This is a genomic window from Cupriavidus sp. HPC(L) (assembly GCF_000307735.3).
In the GTDB taxonomy this organism is placed as follows: domain Bacteria; phylum Pseudomonadota; class Gammaproteobacteria; order Burkholderiales; family Burkholderiaceae; genus Cupriavidus.
Window position 1 is genome coordinate 1 of record NZ_AMPR02000448.1, and the last position, 18,494, is coordinate 18,494.

The window sequence follows — 18,494 nt, forward strand, 5'->3', positions numbered from 1 at the left end:
GCTGCGCCGGCTGCTGCTGCGGGTCAAGGCCGCCTGAGCGGCGCCGATCGCTCGCCAACACGCAACGCGCACGCCAACCACTCTAGCCGGAGACCGCCATGTCGATCCGCGAACAACTGTCGAACGCCAGCCCGGGCTTTGCCGCCCTGTCCGTCAACGGCCACGCGGCCACCGCGCTGCCCGCCGGTACCGGCTACCGCGCGCTCAAGCGCACCGTGCACGAGACCGTGCTCGAACGGGTCGAACTGGAACGGCTTGCGCATATTCCGCTCGAACAGGTCCGGCACGAGATCGGCCTGCTGGTCGGCGCGATCGTCGACGAGGACAAGGTCCTGCTCAACGATGCCGAGCGCCGCCAGCTGATCGGCGAGATCTACGACGAAATGTTCGGCTTCGGTCCGCTCGAGCCGCTGCTGCGCGATCCGACGGTGTCCGACATCCTGGTCAATACCGCGCGCCAGACCTATGTCGAGCGCCGCGGCAAGCTGGAACTGACCGACATCACGTTCTACGACGACGCGCATCTGATGAAGGTCATCGAGAAGATCGTGTCGCGCGTCGGGCGCCGCATCGACGAGACCAGCCCGATGGTCGATGCGCGGCTGCCCGACGGCTCCCGCGTCAATGCGATCATCCCGCCGTCGGCGATCGACGGGCCGCTGCTGTCGATCCGGCGCTTCGCCGTCAATCCGCTGCAGGTCGCCGACCTGGTCGCGTACCAGAGCCTGACGCCGCCGATGGCCCAGCTGCTGCAGGCGCTGGCGCACGCCAAGGTCAACCTGCTGGTATCGGGCGGCACCGGCAGCGGCAAGACCACGCTGCTGAACATCGTGTCCGGCTTCATCCCGATCGACGAGCGCGTGGTCACCATCGAGGATGCCGCCGAACTGCAATTGCGCCAGCCCCACGTGCTGCGTCTGGAGACGCGCCCGCCCAATATCGAGGGCAAGGGCGAGATCACGCAGCGCTCGCTGGTGCGCAATGCGCTGCGGATGCGGCCTGACCGGATCATCCTCGGCGAGGTGCGCGGCGCCGAGGCGCTGGACATGCTCAATGCGATGAACACCGGCCACGAAGGTTCGCTGACCACGATCCACGCCAACACGCCGCGCGATGCGCTGACGCGGCTCGAGAACATGGTCAGCATGGCCGGCATGAACGTGCCGCCGAAGGCGATCCGCCACCAGATCGCGTCGGCGATCACGGTGATCGTGCAGGCGGCACGGCTAAGCGACGGCAGCCGCAAGATCGTCAGCATCCAGGAGATCACCGGCATGGAGGGCGACGTCATCAACATGCAGGAGATCTTCACGTTCCAGCGCACCGGCGTCGGCCAGGACGGCACCGTGCGCGGCCATTTTCGCGCCACCGGCGTCTATCCGAAGTTCGCCGAGCGGCTGCGCGTCTATGGCGTCGCACTGCCGGACGAGACCTACGATCCGTCGCGGCGCTTCGAGATCCAGGGCACCGCGGCCTGACGGAGAGCGATCATGAACCTCGGCCCATTCGCACAGTGGGGACAGCTGGGACACTATGCGCTGTACGCCTTCGGCGTGTTGCTGTTCATCGCGGTCGTGCTGGCCATCGAGGCCGTCTACCTGTGGTGGAACAGCCATCATGGCGCATCGGCACGGCGCATCGACGCGCGTATCCGCGCGCTGTCCGCTGGCGGCCAGATCGGCCGCGAGCAGATGTCGATCCTGAAGGAACGGATGCTGGCCGGCAGCCCCCGCATGCAGCGCCTGTTGATGCGGGTGCCGCGCGTGGCCGCATTGGACCGCTGGCTGCAGCAGTCGGGCAGTACCTGGTCGGTCGGCCAGCTGCTGGGCTTCAGCGCCGCCAGCCTGCTGATCGCGTTCGCCGTGCTGTCGCTGCTGCCGCTGCCGTTCTGGCTGGCCGCCGGCGGCGCGCTGCTGGCCGCCGCGCTGCCCTGCCTGCGCACGCTGGCGCAGCGGCAACGGCGCCTGAAGCGCATGGAGGCACAGCTGCCCGATGCGATCGACATGATCAGCCGGTTGCTGCGCGCCGGGCACTCGTTCGCCGGCGCGCTCGGCACCGTCGGCCAGGAAATGAAGGCCCCGCTCGGGCCTGAATTCCGGCTTGCCTTCGAAGAGATCAACTACGGCGTCTCGCTCGACGATGCGCTGACCAGCCTGGCGATGCGGGTGCCGGTCGGCGACCTGCGCTACTTCGTGATCGCCGTGCTGATCCAGCGCGAAAGCGGCGGCAACCTGGCCGAGGTGCTCGACACGATCAGCCGGCTGGTGCGCGAGCGGCTCAAGCTGTTCGACAAGATCCGCGTGCTGTCCGCGGAAGGCCGGCTGTCGGCGTGGATCCTCGGCCTGCTGCCGTTCGGCACGGCCGGGCTGATCTCGGTGCTGAACCCGGGTTTTCTCGACGTGCTGTGGCAGGACCCGGCCGGCATCCGCATGGCGGGCACGGCGCTGATCATGATGGCGTTGGGGGTGTTGTGGATGCGCAAGATCATCCGCATCCGGGTATAGGGAGGAATCATGCAAGCCATGCAGACACAACAATGGCTGTTGCTCGGTCTGGTGTTCGTCGCCGCGTTCGGTGCGGCGCTCGGGCTGATGCTGGTGTGTTCGCCGAACCGGCTGCGCGCGCGGCTGGAGCGGCTCGAACGGCTTGGCGGCGCGGGCACCGCGGGATCGGGCGCCGCGTCGGGCGCGGCGCAGGCCGGCGGCGGCTGGAGTGCGCGGCTCAGCGAATGGGCCAGGCCGGTGTCGCGCTTGGCGCTGCCCCGGGAAGGCTGGGAGAATTCCGCGCTGCGGGTACGCTTCATGAACGCCGGCTGGCGTGGCACCGCCGCGCCGACGCTGTACTTCGCCGCCAAGACCGTGCTCGCGCTGGCACTTCCGCTGGCGGCGCTGGTGGCGACCGTCGGCACGCCGCTGGCCAGCGACGGCGCACTGCTCGCGATGCTGCTGATCGCGATCTGCGCGGTCGGCTACTACCTGCCCAACGCGGTGCTGGCACGCCGGATCGTCCAGCGCAAGCGCGCCGTTTTCGAGGAGTTTCCCGATGCGATCGACCTGCTGACGGTCTGCGTCGAGGCCGGGCTCGGGCTGGACGCGGCGCTGATGCGGGTCGCCGGCGAGCTGTCGCTGCGCTGCCCGGTGCTGGCCAACGAACTCGAGCTGATGCTGCTGGAGATGCGCTCTGGCTTCTCGAAGGAGAAGGCGCTGTCCAACCTCGCGCTGCGTACCGGCGTCGACGACGTCGAGAGCTTCGCCGCGATGCTGGTGCAGGCCGACCGTTTCGGCACCAGCCTCGGCGAATCGCTGCGGGTGCTGTCCGACATGCTGCGCACCAAGCGGCGGATGCTGGCCGAGGAACAGGCGGCCAAGATCGCGCTGAAGCTGCTGTTCCCGCTGATCTTCCTGATCTTCCCCTCGCTGCTGGTGGTGCTGCTGGGACCGGCTTTCATCCAGATTGTGCGGGTGCTGCTGCCGACGATGACCGGACAGGGTGGCTGACCCGCAAGTCCCTCGGCTGCCCGCCATCACACCCAGGCAAAGCGGACAGCCTTCGCCCGGATTCGTCCGGGCTTTTTTTCGCTGGCGCGTCCGTTCGCCGTGCCGGTCCGCCATGTCCGCACTTGACCGTCCCCGCTGCATGCTGAACACTCCGATGGCACAGGCCCGTCTGGAGGCCAGCTGGAGGCGGCATGAAGCTACGCGTTCTGAGCGATCTGCATCTGGAACACCATACCCCCGAGTCGGTCCCCGACTGCAATGCCGACGTGGTCGTGCTGGCCGGCGACATCGCCAACGGCCGCGACGGCATCGACTGGGCGGCCCGTCATCTGCGCGGGCCGATCGTCTATGTGCCCGGCAACCACGAGTACTACGACAGCACCTTCACGCGGGTCGATGCGCAACTGGCCGCCGCCGCGGCCGCGCATCCGCAGGTGCATCTGCTGACCGCCGGCGTGGCGGTGTTCGAACTGCCGGGCGAGGCGCCGGTCCGCGTGCTCGGCACGACCTGGTGGGCCGACTACGCGCTGTTCGGCCGCGAGCGCATCGACGACGCGATGCAGGCCTGCGCCAAGGTGATGCTCGACCATCGGCTGATCTCGGTGGAAGCAGACACCGATGATGGTGAAGGTGGCCTGCGGCGCTTCACGCCGGCCGATGCCCTGGCTCGGCACCGGGCCGAGTCGGCATGGCTGGCCGCCGAGCTGGAAACGCCGTTCGACGGCGCGACCGTGGTGGTCACCCACCATGCGCCGGACCTGGGCAGCCTCGACCCCCGCTATGCGCACGATCTCGCGTCGGCCGGCTTCATCTCGCGCCGGCCCGATCTGGTCCAGCGCGCCGACCTGTGGATCCACGGCCATACCCACACCAGCTTCGACTACCGCGTCGACGGGGCCCGCGTCGTCTGCAACCCGCGCGGCTATGTGCGGCGCGGCGACGGGGCGCTGGAGAACGCGAAGTTCGATTGGGGGTATGTGGTCGAGGTGTGAGCGCTGTCCCTTCCTCCCTTGGTTTTGCTCCCCTTCTCCCGCCCAGCGGGAGAGAGGTTGGGGGAGAGGGAAACGACCGTGGCATTGCCGAAACGGCTCGCTATTGCGACCGCCGCTTGCCCTCTCCCCCGCCCCTCTTCCGCAAGCGGGAGAGGCGAGAAAAACGGCGCGAGACGATCGACACGAGCCCAAAACAAAAAACCCCCACGGGCTTGCACCCGTGGGGGTTTCGACTGAGGCGACGACTCACGCCGTCTCGGCAGTCAGGGCAGTCGGCCGAAGCCGACGGCCGGCGTGATTACATCATGCCGTCCATGCCGCCCATGCCACCCATGCCGCCCGGCATTGCCGGCGCCGACTCTTCCTTCGGCGTTTCGGCGATCGCGCAGTCGGTGGTCAGCATCAGCGATGCGACCGAAGCGGCGTTCTGCAGCGCGGTGCGGGTCACCTTGGTCGGATCCAGCACGCCCATCTCGACCAGGTCGCCGTACTCGCCGCTGGCGGCGTTGTAGCCGAAGTTGCCGTTGCCCTCGATGACCTTGGCCACGACGACCGAGGCTTCTTCGCCGGCGTTCAGCACGATCTGGCGCAGCGGCTCTTCCATCGCGCGCAGCACGATCTTGATGCCGGCGTTCTGGTCGGGGTTCTCGCCGGTCAGGCTCGAGATCGCAGCGCGGGCACGCAGCAGGGCCACGCCGCCGCCCGGGACGATGCCTTCTTCAACGGCAGCGCGGGTGGCGTGCAGCGCGTCTTCGACGCGTGCCTTCTTTTCCTTCATTTCGACTTCGGTGGCGGCACCAACCTTGATCACCGCAACACCGCCGGCCAGCTTGGCCACGCGCTCTTGCAGCTTCTCGCGGTCGTAGTCCGAGGTCGCTTCCTCGATCTGGGCGCGGATCTGCTTGACACGGCCTTCGATCGCGGCGGCGTCACCGGCACCGTCGATGATGATGGTGTTTTCCTTGCCGATCTCGACACGCTTGGCTTGACCCAGGTCTTGCAGCGTGGCCTTTTCCAGCGTCAGGCCGACTTCCTCGGCGATCACGGTGCCGCCGGTCAGGATGGCGATGTCTTCCAGCATGGCCTTGCGGCGGTCGCCGAAGCCAGGCGCCTTGACGGCGGCGGTCTTCAGGATGCCACGGATGTTGTTGACCACCAGGGTCGCCAGCGCTTCGCCTTCGACGTCTTCGGCGATGATCAGCAGCGGACGGCTCGACTTGGCCACTTGCTCCAGCACCGGCAGCAGGTCGCGGATGTTCGAGATCTTCTTGTCGAACAGCAGCACGAACGGGTTGTCGAGCTGGACGACTTGCTTGTCCGGGTTGTTGATGAAGTACGGCGACAGGTAGCCGCGGTCGAACTGCATGCCCTCGACGACTTCCAGCTCGTCGGCCAGCGACTTGCCGTCTTCGACGGTGATCACGCCTTCCTTGCCGACCTTGTCCATCGCTTCGGCGATCAGCTTGCCGATCACTTCGTCGCTGTTGGCCGAGATCGCGCCAACCTGGGCGATTTCCTTGCTGGTCGTGGTCGGCTTGCTCAGCTTCTTCAGCTCTTCCACGGCGGCGCCCACGGCCTTGTCGATGCCGCGCTTCAGATCCATCGGGTTCATGCCGGCGGCAACGTACTTCATGCCTTCGCGCACGATCGACTGGGCCAGCACGGTCGCGGTGGTGGTACCGTCACCGGCGTTGTCGCTGGTCTTGGAAGCGACTTCCTTGACCATCTGGGCGCCCATGTTCTGCAGCTTGTCCTTCAGCTCGATTTCCTTGGCGACCGACACGCCGTCCTTGGTCACGGTCGGGCCGCCGAAGCTGCGCTCGAGCACCACGTTGCGGCCCTTCGGACCCAGGGTCACCTTGACCGCGTTGGCCAGGATGTTCACGCCTTCGACCATCTTGTGGCGAGCGCTGTCGCCGAACACTACGTCTTTAGCTGCCATGTTCTAGATCTCCAGAATTCTGTACGGGAAAAGTCCCGGGCGCGATCGCCGCAGCGGCGAAACCGTGCGCCCCGGGGGTTCCGGACGCGCGGCGCCCGGACAGCGACATCACTTGTTGATGACCGCCATGATGTCTTCTTCGCGCATGACCAGCAGTTCCTGGCCATCCACCTTCACGGTCTGGCCGGCGTACTTGCCGAACAGCACGCGGTCACCCACCTTGACGTCGAGGGCGATCGACGCGCCCTTGTCATCCTTCTTGCCCGGGCCGATGGCCAGCACTTCGCCCTGATCGGGCTTCTCGGCAGCATTGTCGGGAATCACGATGCCGGAAGCGGTCTTGGTTTCGTTGTCCAGACGCTTGACGATCACGCGGTCGTGCAAAGGACGCAGATTCATACGGACTCCTTAGTACAAGTGAGCATTTATTTGCAAAGTGGCCGCCGCGGGACTGCGGAGGCCCTTGAAATCGGACGCCGGATGGAGATTACAGCACGCTGTTAGCACTCGCACCCGGCGAGTGCTAATTATAGGGACGGGGTTTCGGGTTTTCAAGACGAGGCCTGAATACGGGTTTACCCGCACAAAAGCAGCGAATTTGCCCCGGGCCCGCGCGGTGCAAGGCCCGGCGGGCATTGTCTCTTATATTGTGCGGCCCGGTTTTTTCAGGCGAATGTCGCCAGCGGGTGCCAACGAGGCGGGTTCAGACCCCGCCCCGCAGTTGCGGCAGCACCGTCTGCGCGCAGGCGTCGAGCCAGGCCTGCTGGTTGCCGCAGACGTTGTGCAGGAAGACCGCGTCGGCGCCCATCGCCAGGTCTTCGGCAAGCCATGCGGCCTGCTGCGCGGCGTCGCAGGAGATCCGGACCGCGCGCTCGATGTCGTCCGGCGACACCGTGCGGGCGCGGGCATCGAACTCGGCCGGGGTCGCCAGGTTCGCCGCGGTCTCGCTGTCGAACACATTGGTGCGCCACTGCTCGTAGGCCATGCGGCGCGCGGCCTCGTCGCCCTGCGTGGGGTCGGCGTAGGCGATCTTGGCCTGGATATGCACGGGTTTGCCTCCGCCGCCGCCCTCGCGGAAGGCGTCAATGACCGCGCGCATGGTCTCGCGCGGCCCCGAGATCGTGATCAGGCCGTCGGCCCACTGTCCCGCCCAGCGCGCGGTCTGCTCGGTCAGCGCGGCGGCGAAGATCGGCGGCGGACGCTGCGGCAGCGTGTACAGCCGGGCGCGATCGACGACGATTCTGCCCCGGTGCGTCACCTCCTCGCCGCGCCACAGCGCGCGCATCACGTCCACCGACTCGGACAGCATCGCCTGCCGCTCGGGCTTGGGCGGCCACGGCCGGCCGGTGATGTGTTCGTTCAGCGCCTCGCCGGTGCCGAGCGCGATCCAGAAGCGGCCCGGGAACATCGCCTCCAGCGTCGCGGCGGCCTGGGCGACCACGGCCGGGTGGTAGCGCCCGAACGGACAGGCGACCACGCCCGTCGGCAGGTCGACGGTCGCCATCGCGGCGCCGAGCCAGGACCAGGAATGGCCGCTCTCCCCTTGCCGCTCGCTCCACGGATGGAAGTGGTCGGAGCTGCTGAGCGCGGTAAAACCGGCCAGCTGCGCGGCGCGCGCATAGCGCAGCAGGTCGCCCGGCGAGAACTGTTCGTGCGAGGCGTGATAGCCGATCAAGGGCATGGCGGACTCCTGGGCGAAATGGGGATCGGGTGCGGCGCGGTCAGCCGGACGCCGCGGACACCGAGGCCGGGACCGGATAGGCCAGCGTGGTCATCAGCGCGAGCGCGGCCTGGCGCGAATCGAGCCGGGTGTGCTGCACGACGATCGGCACATCGGACTCGATCACGCTGGCGTAGTCGGTGTCCTCGGGGATCGGCTCGGGGTCGCGCAGATCGTTGAAGCGCAGATGCAAGGTGCGGCGCGCCGGCACCGTGAGCCGGTACGGACCGACGGGTTCGCGGTCCGCATAGAAGATCGTCACCGTGACATGGGCCGGGGCATCGCCGGTATTGAGCAGGCAGGCCGCTTCATGGCTGTTCAATTGCCTGCTGGCGGCCGGGTCGGTCGGCGGCAGATAGCCTTCCGCAATGACCCAGCGCCGTTGTCCGATCGCTTCCATCGCGTTTCTCCCTGGTTGTCGCTGTCTTTGCCGAACTGATGCTGCCGATCACGGCCCGAAGCACGGCCGCTGCCGCAGCCATCGGTATCCGTAGGCGCGCAGCTTCAGCGTATGCGCGGTCTGCGGCGGCGGGTACGGGCCATCGACCAGCATGTCGCGCAGCTCGCCGACCTCGACCTCGGGCAGCTTCACCTCGACGTCCTTGTCCGACAGATTGGCGAACGTGAACACCACCTGCCCGTCCAGCTCGTGCCGCAGCGCCAGCACCGACGGACAGCCGACCTCCATCACCGTGCATTCGCCATAGCCGATCTCCGGCATGCCGACGCGCGCGCGGATCATCTTGCCGGTCTTCGCCAGCAGTGAATCGTCGCGCAGCAACTGGTCGTAGATATTGACCTGGTCGTAGCGGAACGGGCCCTCGCGGATCACCGGCACCGGCAGCGATTCGGGATCGGCGGGCGAGAAGCCGCCATTGACCTCGTCGGACCATTGCATCGCCGTGCGCACCGCGTGGCGTTCCTTCAGCGACAGGTCCTCGCCCATGCCGATCTCCTCGCCGTAGCGCAGGATCGGCGTGCCGGGCAGCGAGAACAGCAGCGCATGGACCTGCGCGATGCGGCGCTGGTCGCCGTCAAGCATCGGCGGCAGCCGGCGGCGGATACCGCGGTTGTAGACGCGCATGTCCGGATCCGGCGCGAAGCGCTGCATCACCTCTTCGCGCTCGGCCTCGCTGAGGCGCTCCAGATCGAGCTCGTCGTGATTGCGCACCCACACCGCGTATTGCGCGCGCTCGGGCGGATCGGGCTGCTCGCGCAGCGCGCGCTCGATCGGCTCGGCGCGTTCGCGCGCCAGCGCCAGGAACAGCAGGTTGTTCAGGAAGAAGTTCGACACCAGCGTCAGCCGGTGCCCCTTGCCGAAATAGCGAGCGTAGTCCTCGACCGGCACGTCGACCTCGCCAAGCAGCACCGCGTCGGAGCGGCGCAGCGTCGCGAACGCGCGCAGGTCGTTCAGCAGCCAGAAGCCGTCGTCGCGCGGGTCCGCTTCCTTGGCCCCATCGATCATGTGCCCCGCCGCATCGATGCGGAAGCCGGATACGCCGAGCCGCAGCCAGAACGACATGATCTCCTCGATCTCGGTACGCACCGCTGGATTGGCGATGTTCAGATCGGGCTGGTGCGAATAGAAGGCATGCCGATAGTATTGGCCCGCTTCCTCGTCCCAGGTCCAGACGCTGTCCTCGACGGTAGGGAAGATCGGCTTGACGTGGGTCTCCTCCGGTTCGTCGGCCCAGACGTAGTAGTCGCGGTACGGCGAATTGCGGTCGCGCCGCGCTTCCTGGAACCAGCGATGCTGATCCGATGTGTGGTGCGCCACCAGCTCCACCATCACGCGGATACCGAGCTCTTCGGCCTTCTCGAGCAGCGCCACCATGTCGGCCAGATTGCCGAAGCGCGGATCGACGGCGAGATGGTCGGTGATGTCGTAGCCGCCATCGAGAAACGGCGACTGGTAGAACGGCGACAGCCAGATGCAGGTCACGCCGAGTCCGCGCAGGTATTCGAGATGCGCCGTCAAGCCCTGGAGGTCGCCCCATCCGTCGTTATTGCCGTCGCGAAATACGCTGACGTCGATTTGGTAGATGATCGCATTGCGGTACCAGAGCGAACGCATGGGTCCTCCTCCTGACGGTTGAACGGCGGCAGCGGGCGGTCCGGGCTGCACCGCCCGCAGCGCTTACGGCTGCGATGGCTGCGATGGCTTCGGCAGCGACAGCGGCTCCAGCAGCACGGCCTGCTCGGGCTGCAGCATGCCGTCGAAACGCCGGTCCGCCCCTTCGGGCAGGCTGTCGATCGCGACGCGCCAGTCGCCGTCGAGATCGACCGGCAGCGGCCGCTCGGCAAAGTTGATGCAGACCACGCGCTCGTCCTCGCCATGCCGGCGGCGATAGGCCAGCACCTCGGGCGGCGACGGCAGTTCTTCCCAGCTGCCCAGCCGCAGCGCCGCACTGGCGCGGCGCGCGGCGATCAGCGTGCGGTACAGATGCAGCATCGACGAGGGCTGCGACCATTGCGACTGCACCGACAGCGTGGCGGCCTCGGGCGGGAACGGCAGCCAGGTCCGGGCCGCGCGCCAGCCATGCGGCGGCGCGAAGTCCCAGGGGATCGGTCCGCGCGGACCGTCGCGCCCGCCCGGATCGACGCGCTGGCCCGCTTCGACCACCACGTCCTGCAGCCCCAGTTCCTCGCCCTGGAAGATGAACGGCGTGCCGCGCAGCGTCAGCAGCATCACCGCCGCGGCGCGGGCGCGGCGCATCGAGCCGCCGTAGCGGGTGCGATGGCGCTCGTTGTCGTGGTTCGACAGCACCCAGGTCGGCCAGGCCTCCGCTGGCTGCAGCAGCGCATCGACCTCGCGGATGCAGGTGCGGAACACCACCGGGTCCCACGGCGCATCGAGCGGCGGGAAGTTGAACGACATGTGCAACTCGTCGCCGGCGCCGTAGTACTGCACCACGGTGGCGGTCGAGCGGATATTGACCTCGCCGACCAGCACGCGGTCGCCGGGATAGCTGTCGACCAGCTTGCGGATGCCGCGCAGCACCTCGTGGCTGTAGGGATCGTCGTTGAAGTCGGCCAGCGGCTCGCCGGCCAGGCAGCGCGGATGATCGGCGAAGGTCGGGTCCTTGCCGGTGCAATGGGCGACGTCGATGCGAAAGCCGTCGACGCCGCGGTCGAGCCAGAAGCGCAGCACGCCGTGCATCGCCTGCACGACCTGCGGATTGCGCCAGTTCAGGTCGGGCTGCTGCGGCAGGAACAGATGCAGATAGTACTGGCCGGTAGCCTCGTCCCATGTCCATGCGCTGCCGGCGCCGAGCGCCGCGCGCCAGTCGTTCGGCTGGTCGCGCCAGATGTACCAGTCGCGCTTGGGGTTGTCGCGCGACGAGCGCGATTCGATGAACCACGGATGCTGATCCGACGTGTGGTTCGGCACGAAGTCGAGCAGCACGCGCAAGCCGCGCGCATGGGCCTCGCCGATCAGGCGGTCGGCATCGGCCAGCGAGCCGAACACCGGATCGACGTCGCAGTAGTCGCTGATGTCATAGCCCGCATCGGCCATCGGCGAGCGATAGATCGGCGAAATCCAGATCGTGTCGGCGCCCAGTGCGCGCACATGATCGAGCCGCTCGATGATGCCGGCCAGGTCGCCGACGCCGTCGCCATTGGCATCCGCGAAGGAGCGCGGGTAGATCTGGTAGACCACGGCGCTCTTCCACCAGACCGAGGTGTCGCGCGTTGCTTCCACAGTCTGCGAGGGATCGGGCGGAGGGCCGGGCATGGCGCCGGCCGGTGCGGTGGCACGGACATTCACATTCATGGGCTCGCGGGCGAAGACGGTTGTCATCCGCCCGTCGATGCAGCTTCCATGCCCGTCTGGCGGCATCCGCGGTGTCGTCCACGGTGTCGTCCATGGTGTCGTCCGATGGCGAACCGATATGGGCGCGGCGCCGCCAGCGCCACGATGCGCAAATCCTGCGCGGCCGCGGTAATTTTTTCCGACAAGCGGTCGGCGTGACGGCCCGGGAAGCGAAAAGAGTGCCCGGCGGAAGCGAAGAAGGCTGGGAAGGGAGAGAAGGGAGAAGCTGGCGGTGCGGGGCTTCGACAAGCGTCAGGACGCTAGGACAACAGCCCCGAGTCCTCGATATAGCCAAGGGCCTGCCGTATCTCGCGGCGTGCCTTCAGGCTGTAGCAGACCTGCCGGTCCTGCACGGTCAGCGCCACGATGTCGGCCTGCAGCAGTTCCTGGAAGATCCGCCCCGCGCGGCGCAAGGTCAGGCCCGCGGCGGCGGCCAGGTCGGCGGCCGGCACGCAGACATCGCCGGCCTCCAGCAGCGCGCGGCAGATGTCGGCGCGCGCCGGATCGGCCAGCAAGGCATAGCTCAAGGTGGCTTCCTGCTTGGGGTCCATGTCCGTACATTAGGCGCCACATCCTGCAATGGCAAGCCGCGTTCGGGGGATGACACACGCAACCGTTGTGCTAGCCTACGCGGCGCCGGTGCGCGGCGCGAAATGGCGGCGCACCGGGGACGCAGAGCCATACAGAGCCACACACAACCACACACGACAACGGGTCGGCATCGGGCCGTCGCCCCCGACGGGCGCGCTCCGATGCCTTGGACGGGAGAAGGGAAATGAATCGAGGCAGGACAGCGCGCATCGCGCTGCGGGCGCTGGCGGCCGTCGTCGCCGGCACGCTGGCGGCTTGCGGCGGCGACGATGACGGTGGCGGCGGCCAGGCCGGTAATGGCAACACCGGCGGCAACAACGGCACGCCGACGGCGCCCGCCACCTACTCGCTGACGGTACAGCCGCATCTGGGTACGGTGTTGCATGGCCTGGTCACGGTGGGTGGACTGGACGGCAAGGGCGTCATCGCCTCGGGCACGATCGGCGACGTCGGCCAGATCACGCTGACGATCCCCGCCGCGAATTGCGGCCCGGGGCTGATCACGGTCAGCGGCGGCCCCTCCGCGGTGTTCTTCGACGAAGCCACCGGAAAGCAGCAGGCGCTGAGCGCCGCCGACAAGGTTCGCGCGCTGGTCCCCGACATCTGCAAGGTCGAGGGCACCAAGCCGGTCAGCATGCTCGACGAGCTGTTGCTGCACCTGCCGTCGCCGGTGGTCGGCTCGCTGCGCGCCAACCAGGAAGCGATCCAGAGGGCGAACGAGGCCGAGGCCGCGCGCCTCAAGCAGGAAATGACGGCCGCGATCGACCAGCTGAAGCAGGAACTCGAGGCGGAGATCGCCAAGGCGTTGCTGCTGCCGGCCGACTATGCGCGCGTCGTTCCCACGCCGATCTCGCAACCGCTGTCGGGCAATTCGGCGCTGCCGTCCGACACCCGCGGCGTCGTCGCCGCCACGCTGCATGCGCTGCGCGAGCGGCAGTACGCGGCCGCCCCCGGCCTGTCGCCGATGTCCGACAACAGCTTCGAGAACTTCGCGGTCTGGGCCGCCAGGGCCATCCGGGAAAGCCAGGCGTCCCGCACGGCGGCGGGAATCAGCGACTGGACCCAGGCCTATGTCGCGCAAGCCGTCGCCCAGGGCATCGATCTGCTTGCCGCGCAAGGCGCGATGGACATTCGCGCGGTCGCCAACCGCGCCACGGTGCTGATGCAGGCCCATATGACCAGTCCTCCGGATCCGACAGCGCGCGCCCGGGAAAGCGCCAGCCAGGCGCCGGTCGACAGCGAAGACCTGACCGCGACGATGCGCGCCGCCGCGCTGCCGCTGCTGCTGCGCGCCGAAACGCCGGCGCGGCTCGACGAGGCGCGGACCAGGGGCTCGGTGACCTATCCCTGCGCCGCCGGCGAGCGCACGCAGGGCGAGGTCACGATCGCCTACGAGGACGCCACGCCCAATGGCGTGCTCGACCACGGCGACATCTTCACGCTGGACTATCGCCAGTGCCTGACGCGCGAACCGCTGTCCGGCCTGGTGCTGGCGCGCTCGGGCCGGATGACGGTGACCTATTTCGCCGGAGAGCCCGGCGTCTTTGGCGCCAGCGGTCAGGTGCAATTCGACATCGCGCTGTCGCGGCCGGACCCGACCAAGGCGACCGACGCGCAGCCGCTGCTGCAGGCGGCCGGCATGTGGACCGACTGGCTCGCCTTCGGCGATCCGCTCAGCGCGAGCGGGCCGCTGCTGGCGGGCACCACGCCGCTGGTGCGCATCGACAGCCAGTACTTCATGATGACGCCGCCCGGCAGCGCCACTGCGATGACGCAGGGCATGCAGGTGCGGCTCGATGCCAGCAGCGACTTCGGTTCGGGTTCGGTCACAGGCAGCGGCAGGGCGGCGCTGAAGCTGCGCGGCATGAGCATGGCCGTCGAGATCGATACGCCGCAGCCGCTGGTGATCGAAGATGCGGCCGCTGGGCAGCGCGCGGTGTCGGGCTCGGTCTCGCTGACGCGGCACACCCCGGTCGCACGCCAGGGCGCACTGTCGGCTGACCAGTCCGGCCTGATTCGCGTCGCCCTGCCAGGCACGGACGGCGCGGAAACGGTGCGGCTGATGTCGATGCCGCGACTGATGGCGCATTACCTGGCGCTGTAATCCACGCACCTACGGCGTCCCGAGCGCCATCATGTCGTTCCCGCGCAGGCGGGAACCCAGCGTCTTTCAAAGCCACTGGGTCCCCGCATGCGCGGGGACGACAACCCGCGATGCCGCGACAGCCAACGCCAACGTCACCCTCTACGCCATCACGAACGGCAACTGCCGCTGGCGCTTGCCGGTCAGCTTGAACACCGCGTTGGCGACCGCCGGCGCGATCACCGGCACGCCGGGCTCGCCCAGTCCGGTAGGCGGATCGTCGGACGGCACGAAGTGAACCTCGACCGGCGGCGCATCATTGATGCGCACCGGCGGGAAGTCGCCGAAGTTGCTGTTCCTGACCGCGCCATTGTCGATCTCGATCGCAAAGCCCGGCCGGATCATCGCCAGCCCGAACACGCAGCCGCCCTCGATTTGCGCGCGCGCCGACAGTGGATTGATCACGCGGTTGGCATGCACGCCGGCGGTCACGCGATGCACGTGCGGTTGCCCGTTCTGCAGCGAGACCTCGACCACATAGGCCACCGCCGAATCGAAGGACTGGTGCACCGCGACGCCCCAGGCGTGTCCCGCCGGCAACCTGCGCTTGCCGTAGCCGGACTTGTCCGCCGCCAGCTGCAGCGCCGCGCGTTGCCGCGCACCCTTGACCGGATCGAGCCGTGCGAGCCGGTAGGCGACCGGGTCCTGTTTCGCCACCGTCGCCAGTTCGTCGATCAGCGTCTCCTTGACGAAGGCGGTGTGCGTATGGCCGACCGAGCGCCACCACAGCACCGGCACCTGCACCTTCGGGTGATGGACCGACAGCCGCAGCGGGAAACCATAGTCATGGTCGACGATGCCCTCGGTCATCGTGTGGTCGACGCCGTCCTTGACCAGGAAGGCCTCGAACGGCGAACCCATCGTCAGCGACTGGCCGACGATCGCGTGCTCCCAGCCCAGCACCCTGCCATGCGCATCGATGCCGATGCGCGCATGGTGCAGATGCAGCGGCCGGTAGTAGCCACCGCGGATATCGTCCTCGCGGCTCCAGATGACCTTGACCGGCTCTCGATGACCCTTGGCGACCCAGGCGCGCATCAACTGCGCGGCCTCCACCAGATAGTCCGCGGTCGGCACCGCGCGCCGGCCAAAACCGCCGCCGGCCATCATCGTCACGATCGAGACCTGCTCGGGTGGCAGGCCAAAGGCCTTGGCCAGCGCGCCGTGGTCGACGGTCTGGAACTGCGTGCCGGCCCAGACCTTGACGCGGGTCGGCTTGCCGCCGGCCACCTCGGCCCGCATCGTGCAGTTCAGCGGCTCCATCGGCGCGTGCGCCAGATAGGGGAAGCGGTACTCGGCCTCGACGGTGCGCGCGGCCCCGGCCAGGTCGAAGGCGTCGGCGCGCGGCGTTCTACCGGGCTGGCGCGCCAGCTTCGCGTACTCCTCGAACAGCGCCGCGCTCGACACCGTCGAGCCGCTGTCGTCCCATTCGGCCTGCAGCGCATCGCGCCCCTGCTTGGCCGGCCAATAGCCATTGGCGACCACGGCGACGCCGGTGCCGCCGCCGTCGGTGGGCACCTCCAGCACTTCGATCACGCCCTGGATCGCCCGCGCCGCCTCGGCATTGAAGCGCCGCACCCTGCCGCCGAAGCGCGGCGGCCGCGCGACCACGGCGACCCTCAGGTCGTCGAGCTGCGTATCGATGCCGAAACCGACCGAGCCGTCGAGCTTGCCGCGCGTATCCAGCCGCGGCGTCGGCTTGCCGATCAGCGTGAAGCGCGACGGATCCTTGAGCGCGACCTGCTGCGGCACCGGCATCTCCATCGCGGCCTGCGCGAGCTCGCCATAGGTCGCGCGGCGGTTGCCGGCCGTCACCACGCCGTTCGCGGCGGTGCACGCCGACGGCTCGACCGCCCACCGCTGCGCGGCCGCGGCGATCAGCATCGCGCGAGCACGGGCACCGAGCTCGCGATACTGCTGGTACGAGTGCTTGACCGCGGTCGAGCCGCCGGTCATCTGGATGCCCATCGCCGGGTCCTTGTACGGATCGCCGGCCGGCGCCAGCACCGCGCGCACGTTGCGCCAGTCAACGTCGAGCTCCTCGGCCAGCATCATCGGCAGCGCGGTATGCACGCCCTGCCCGAATTCGAGCCGGTTGACCGCGATCGTCACGGTGTTGTCTGGCGCGATCACGATGAAGGCCTGTGGCGCCGCAGCCGGGCCCTTGGCCGCGGGCACGGCCGCTTCATCGGCATGGACCGCTGCCAGCGGCGCGATGCCCAGCGCCAGTCCGCCGCCCGCGATGCCGCTCAGCTTCAGGAAGGTGCGCCGGTCGATGCCGGCTGCCGGCGCATCGTGCGAGCCCGCGGCGGCGGCGCCGGACAGCGCGGCAATCCGCGCTCCAAGTCGTTGCATTTGCATGATGTCTCCCGGCCCCGGATCAGCCCAGCGTGCGCGCCGCGTCCTTGATGGCGGCGCGGATGCGTTGATAGGTGCCGCAGCGGCACAGGTTGCCGGCCATCGCCTGATCGATATCGGCATCAGTCGGCTTGCGCTTGTTGCGCAGCAGCCCGATCGCGCTCATCACCTGCCCGTTCTGGCAATAGCCGCACTGCGATACGTCGTTCCTGACCCAGGCATCGAGCACCGCCCGGCCGACCTTGTCGGTGCCGGCGCCTTCGATCGTCGTGATACGCGCGCCCTGCAGCGCGGAGATCGGCGTCACGCACGCGCGGATCGGCTGGCCGTTCATGTGTACCGTGCAGGCGCCGCAGGCCGCGATGCCGCAGCCGAACTTGGTGCCGGTCATCCGCAGCTGATCGCGCAGCGCCCACAGCAGCGGCGTGCTCGGATCGGCGTCGACCTGCATCGGCTTGCCGTTGATTTCCAGCGTCGTCATGGGGATCGTTCCTTGTCGTGCCGCCCCTTTTTGGGACCGCCAGCAACGCGCGCCGCGAAAGGGGGCAGAGAAAGAGGCAGAGAAGGGGCGGAATGCCGGGCGCGCGAAAACCACGCAAGCATAGTGCAAAGTTTCGCGTTTGTTGGGACCGAAATCGGCGCTGTCAGCGCGGTGCAAGGCTGCTGACAGCTTCGTGTCAGATTGGGCCTCTGCCGGGGAGAAAGACGCTGGGTCCCCGCCTGCGCGGGGACGACGTGACCGCGATACCGTCGTCCCCGCGAACGCGGGGACCCAGTGACTTCACGGATCGCTGAACAAGGAAAGCCGCCCGCATGCGCGGGCGTTGTTCGAGGCCGGTGCGAGCCAAGCTTCGTCGCTCAGGCCATCGCGCTGCGCTGGCCCTGCGCGCGGCGCAGGCCGACCCACTGCAGGCAGGCAAACACCGCCACGCCCCAGGCCTGCAGCAGCACGAAGGCGCTGCCCAGCCAGGTCGGCGACAGCCAGCCGGTGACCAGCAGCAGCATGCAGTCGATCGCCCACAGCGCGTTGCAGACGATCACGGCCAGCACCAGCGCGCGCGGCATCGGGTTGCGGGTCGCCAGCAGGCCGACGATCGCGGCATAGGGCAGCAGCACCAGGCCGGCATAGCGCAGCCACGACGCCGGAATCGCGAACCAGTTCGACAGCACGTTGGCGTCGAACACCATCAGCAGGCCCATCAGGCCGCTGACGATGGCGTCGGCGAGAAGAACATGGCGCAGCAGGCGGGTCGGTTGGACGGTTTGCATGGTCGATCTCCGTAGGGGTCAGGGGAAAGGCGAAGGGAAGAAAAGGAGGAAGCGGTTGCGATGGCTTCATCATCGTCGCCGGCCGTGCGCAATGCGATGACCTGCGAGGTAATCGCCGCGCCAATCTCCGCCCAAACGCCGCATCAATCCCCACGCCAAACGCCGCCC

At 68.3% G+C, this 18,494-nt stretch carries 15 protein-coding genes; 5 read left to right on the plus strand and 10 right to left on the minus strand.

Annotated elements, in window-relative coordinates; translation table 11 throughout:
• Positions 1-98 precede the first annotated feature (98 nt).
• From B551_RS22465 to B551_RS22480, 4 genes are all read left to right on the plus strand, one after another.
• Positions 99-1,478: a CpaF family protein gene (locus tag B551_RS22465; protein ID WP_023265057.1), complete on the plus strand. Its 1,380-nt coding sequence runs from the start codon at positions 99-101 to the stop codon at positions 1,476-1,478.
• Positions 1,479-1,490: 12 nt separating this feature from the next.
• Positions 1,491-2,504: a type II secretion system F family protein gene (locus B551_RS22470; protein WP_006577220.1), complete on the plus strand. Its 1,014-nt coding sequence runs from the start codon at positions 1,491-1,493 to the stop codon at positions 2,502-2,504.
• 9 nt (positions 2,505-2,513) lie between these two features.
• Entirely contained in the window at positions 2,514-3,497 is a 984-nt protein-coding gene (locus B551_RS22475) for a type II secretion system F family protein (RefSeq protein ID WP_043442220.1), read from the plus strand.
• 191 nt (positions 3,498-3,688) lie between these two features.
• Positions 3,689-4,489, plus strand: coding sequence for a metallophosphoesterase (locus B551_RS22480; protein WP_023265059.1), 801 nt, complete (start codon positions 3,689-3,691; stop codon positions 4,487-4,489).
• A 298-nt stretch (positions 4,490-4,787) separates the two neighbouring features.
• On the opposite strand, the gene groL is transcribed toward B551_RS22480, so the two are convergent.
• The 7 genes from groL to B551_RS22515 all read right to left on the minus strand — a co-directional run bounded on the left by groL (position 4,788) and on the right by B551_RS22515 (position 12,516).
• Positions 4,788-6,431, minus strand: coding sequence for a chaperonin GroEL (groL, locus tag B551_RS22485; protein WP_023265060.1), 1,644 nt, complete (start codon positions 6,429-6,431; stop codon positions 4,788-4,790).
• A 108-nt stretch (positions 6,432-6,539) separates the two neighbouring features.
• On the minus strand, positions 6,540-6,830 hold the full coding sequence (gene groES, locus B551_RS22490) for a co-chaperone GroES (protein ID WP_006578153.1): 291 nt from the start codon (positions 6,828-6,830) through the stop codon (positions 6,540-6,542).
• Between the two features lie 304 nt (positions 6,831-7,134).
• Positions 7,135-8,112 (minus strand): TIGR03885 family FMN-dependent LLM class oxidoreductase, encoded by a 978-nt coding sequence (locus B551_RS22495; RefSeq protein ID WP_023265061.1) that lies wholly within the window; start codon positions 8,110-8,112, stop codon positions 7,135-7,137.
• A 40-nt stretch (positions 8,113-8,152) separates the two neighbouring features.
• A complete protein-coding gene (locus B551_RS22500; RefSeq protein WP_006578150.1) occupies positions 8,153-8,551 on the minus strand; it encodes a sensory rhodopsin transducer in 399 nt (132 codons plus the stop codon).
• A 48-nt stretch (positions 8,552-8,599) separates the two neighbouring features.
• On the minus strand, positions 8,600-10,225 hold the full coding sequence (locus tag B551_RS22505) for an alpha-amylase family protein (RefSeq protein WP_006578149.1): 1,626 nt from the start codon (positions 10,223-10,225) through the stop codon (positions 8,600-8,602).
• A gap of 63 nt (positions 10,226-10,288) precedes the next feature.
• The gene (locus B551_RS22510; RefSeq protein ID WP_253281403.1) at positions 10,289-11,926 is read right to left on the minus strand and encodes an alpha-amylase family glycosyl hydrolase; all 1,638 of its coding nucleotides are present in this window, start codon (positions 11,924-11,926) and stop codon (positions 10,289-10,291) included.
• 299 nt (positions 11,927-12,225) lie between these two features.
• Positions 12,226-12,516 carry a helix-turn-helix domain-containing protein gene (locus tag B551_RS22515; RefSeq protein WP_006578193.1) on the minus strand — a complete coding sequence of 97 codons (291 nt, stop codon included), beginning with the start codon at positions 12,514-12,516 and terminating at the stop codon, positions 12,226-12,228.
• A 224-nt stretch (positions 12,517-12,740) separates the two neighbouring features.
• On the opposite strand from B551_RS22515, the gene B551_RS22520 reads away from it, so the two are divergent.
• Complete coding sequence (locus B551_RS22520; protein WP_023265063.1) at positions 12,741-14,660, plus strand: hypothetical protein; 1,920 nt, start codon at positions 12,741-12,743, stop codon at positions 14,658-14,660.
• Between the two features lie 141 nt (positions 14,661-14,801).
• On the opposite strand, the gene B551_RS22525 is transcribed toward B551_RS22520, so the two are convergent.
• The 3 genes from B551_RS22525 to B551_RS22535 all read right to left on the minus strand — a co-directional run bounded on the left by B551_RS22525 (position 14,802) and on the right by B551_RS22535 (position 18,326).
• A complete protein-coding gene (locus tag B551_RS22525) occupies positions 14,802-17,060 on the minus strand; it encodes a xanthine dehydrogenase family protein molybdopterin-binding subunit (RefSeq protein ID WP_172682490.1) in 2,259 nt (752 codons plus the stop codon).
• 19 nt (positions 17,061-17,079) lie between these two features.
• On the minus strand, positions 17,080-17,538 hold the full coding sequence (locus B551_RS22530) for a (2Fe-2S)-binding protein (protein ID WP_023265065.1): 459 nt from the start codon (positions 17,536-17,538) through the stop codon (positions 17,080-17,082).
• A 377-nt stretch (positions 17,539-17,915) separates the two neighbouring features.
• Complete coding sequence (locus tag B551_RS22535) at positions 17,916-18,326, minus strand: hypothetical protein (RefSeq protein ID WP_006578197.1); 411 nt, start codon at positions 18,324-18,326, stop codon at positions 17,916-17,918.
• Positions 18,327-18,494: the final 168 nt, after the last annotated feature.

Bases quoted from the DNA above. Each gene is read 5' to 3' on its own strand.
- B551_RS22465 (WP_023265057.1), top strand. From the start codon at position 99: ATGTCGATCCGCGAACAACTGTCGAACGCCAGCCCGGGCTTTGCCGCC.
- B551_RS22470 (WP_006577220.1), top strand. From the start codon at position 1,491: ATGAACCTCGGCCCATTCGCACAGTGGGGACAGCTGGGACACTATGCG.
- B551_RS22475 (WP_043442220.1), top strand. From the start codon at position 2,514: ATGCAAGCCATGCAGACACAACAATGGCTGTTGCTCGGTCTGGTGTTC.
- B551_RS22480 (WP_023265059.1), top strand. From the start codon at position 3,689: ATGAAGCTACGCGTTCTGAGCGATCTGCATCTGGAACACCATACCCCC.
- groL (WP_023265060.1), bottom strand. From the start codon at position 6,431: ATGGCAGCTAAAGACGTAGTGTTCGGCGACAGCGCTCGCCACAAGATG.
- groES (WP_006578153.1), bottom strand. From the start codon at position 6,830: ATGAATCTGCGTCCTTTGCACGACCGCGTGATCGTCAAGCGTCTGGAC.
- B551_RS22495 (WP_023265061.1), bottom strand. From the start codon at position 8,112: ATGCCCTTGATCGGCTATCACGCCTCGCACGAACAGTTCTCGCCGGGC.
- B551_RS22500 (WP_006578150.1), bottom strand. From the start codon at position 8,551: ATGGAAGCGATCGGACAACGGCGCTGGGTCATTGCGGAAGGCTATCTG.
- B551_RS22505 (WP_006578149.1), bottom strand. From the start codon at position 10,225: ATGCGTTCGCTCTGGTACCGCAATGCGATCATCTACCAAATCGACGTC.
- B551_RS22510 (WP_253281403.1), bottom strand. From the start codon at position 11,926: ATGAATGTGAATGTCCGTGCCACCGCACCGGCCGGCGCCATGCCCGGC.
- B551_RS22515 (WP_006578193.1), bottom strand. From the start codon at position 12,516: ATGGACCCCAAGCAGGAAGCCACCTTGAGCTATGCCTTGCTGGCCGAT.
- B551_RS22520 (WP_023265063.1), top strand. From the start codon at position 12,741: ATGAATCGAGGCAGGACAGCGCGCATCGCGCTGCGGGCGCTGGCGGCC.
- B551_RS22525 (WP_172682490.1), bottom strand. From the start codon at position 17,060: ATGCAAATGCAACGACTTGGAGCGCGGATTGCCGCGCTGTCCGGCGCC.
- B551_RS22530 (WP_023265065.1), bottom strand. From the start codon at position 17,538: ATGACGACGCTGGAAATCAACGGCAAGCCGATGCAGGTCGACGCCGAT.
- B551_RS22535 (WP_006578197.1), bottom strand. From the start codon at position 18,326: ATGCAAACCGTCCAACCGACCCGCCTGCTGCGCCATGTTCTTCTCGCC.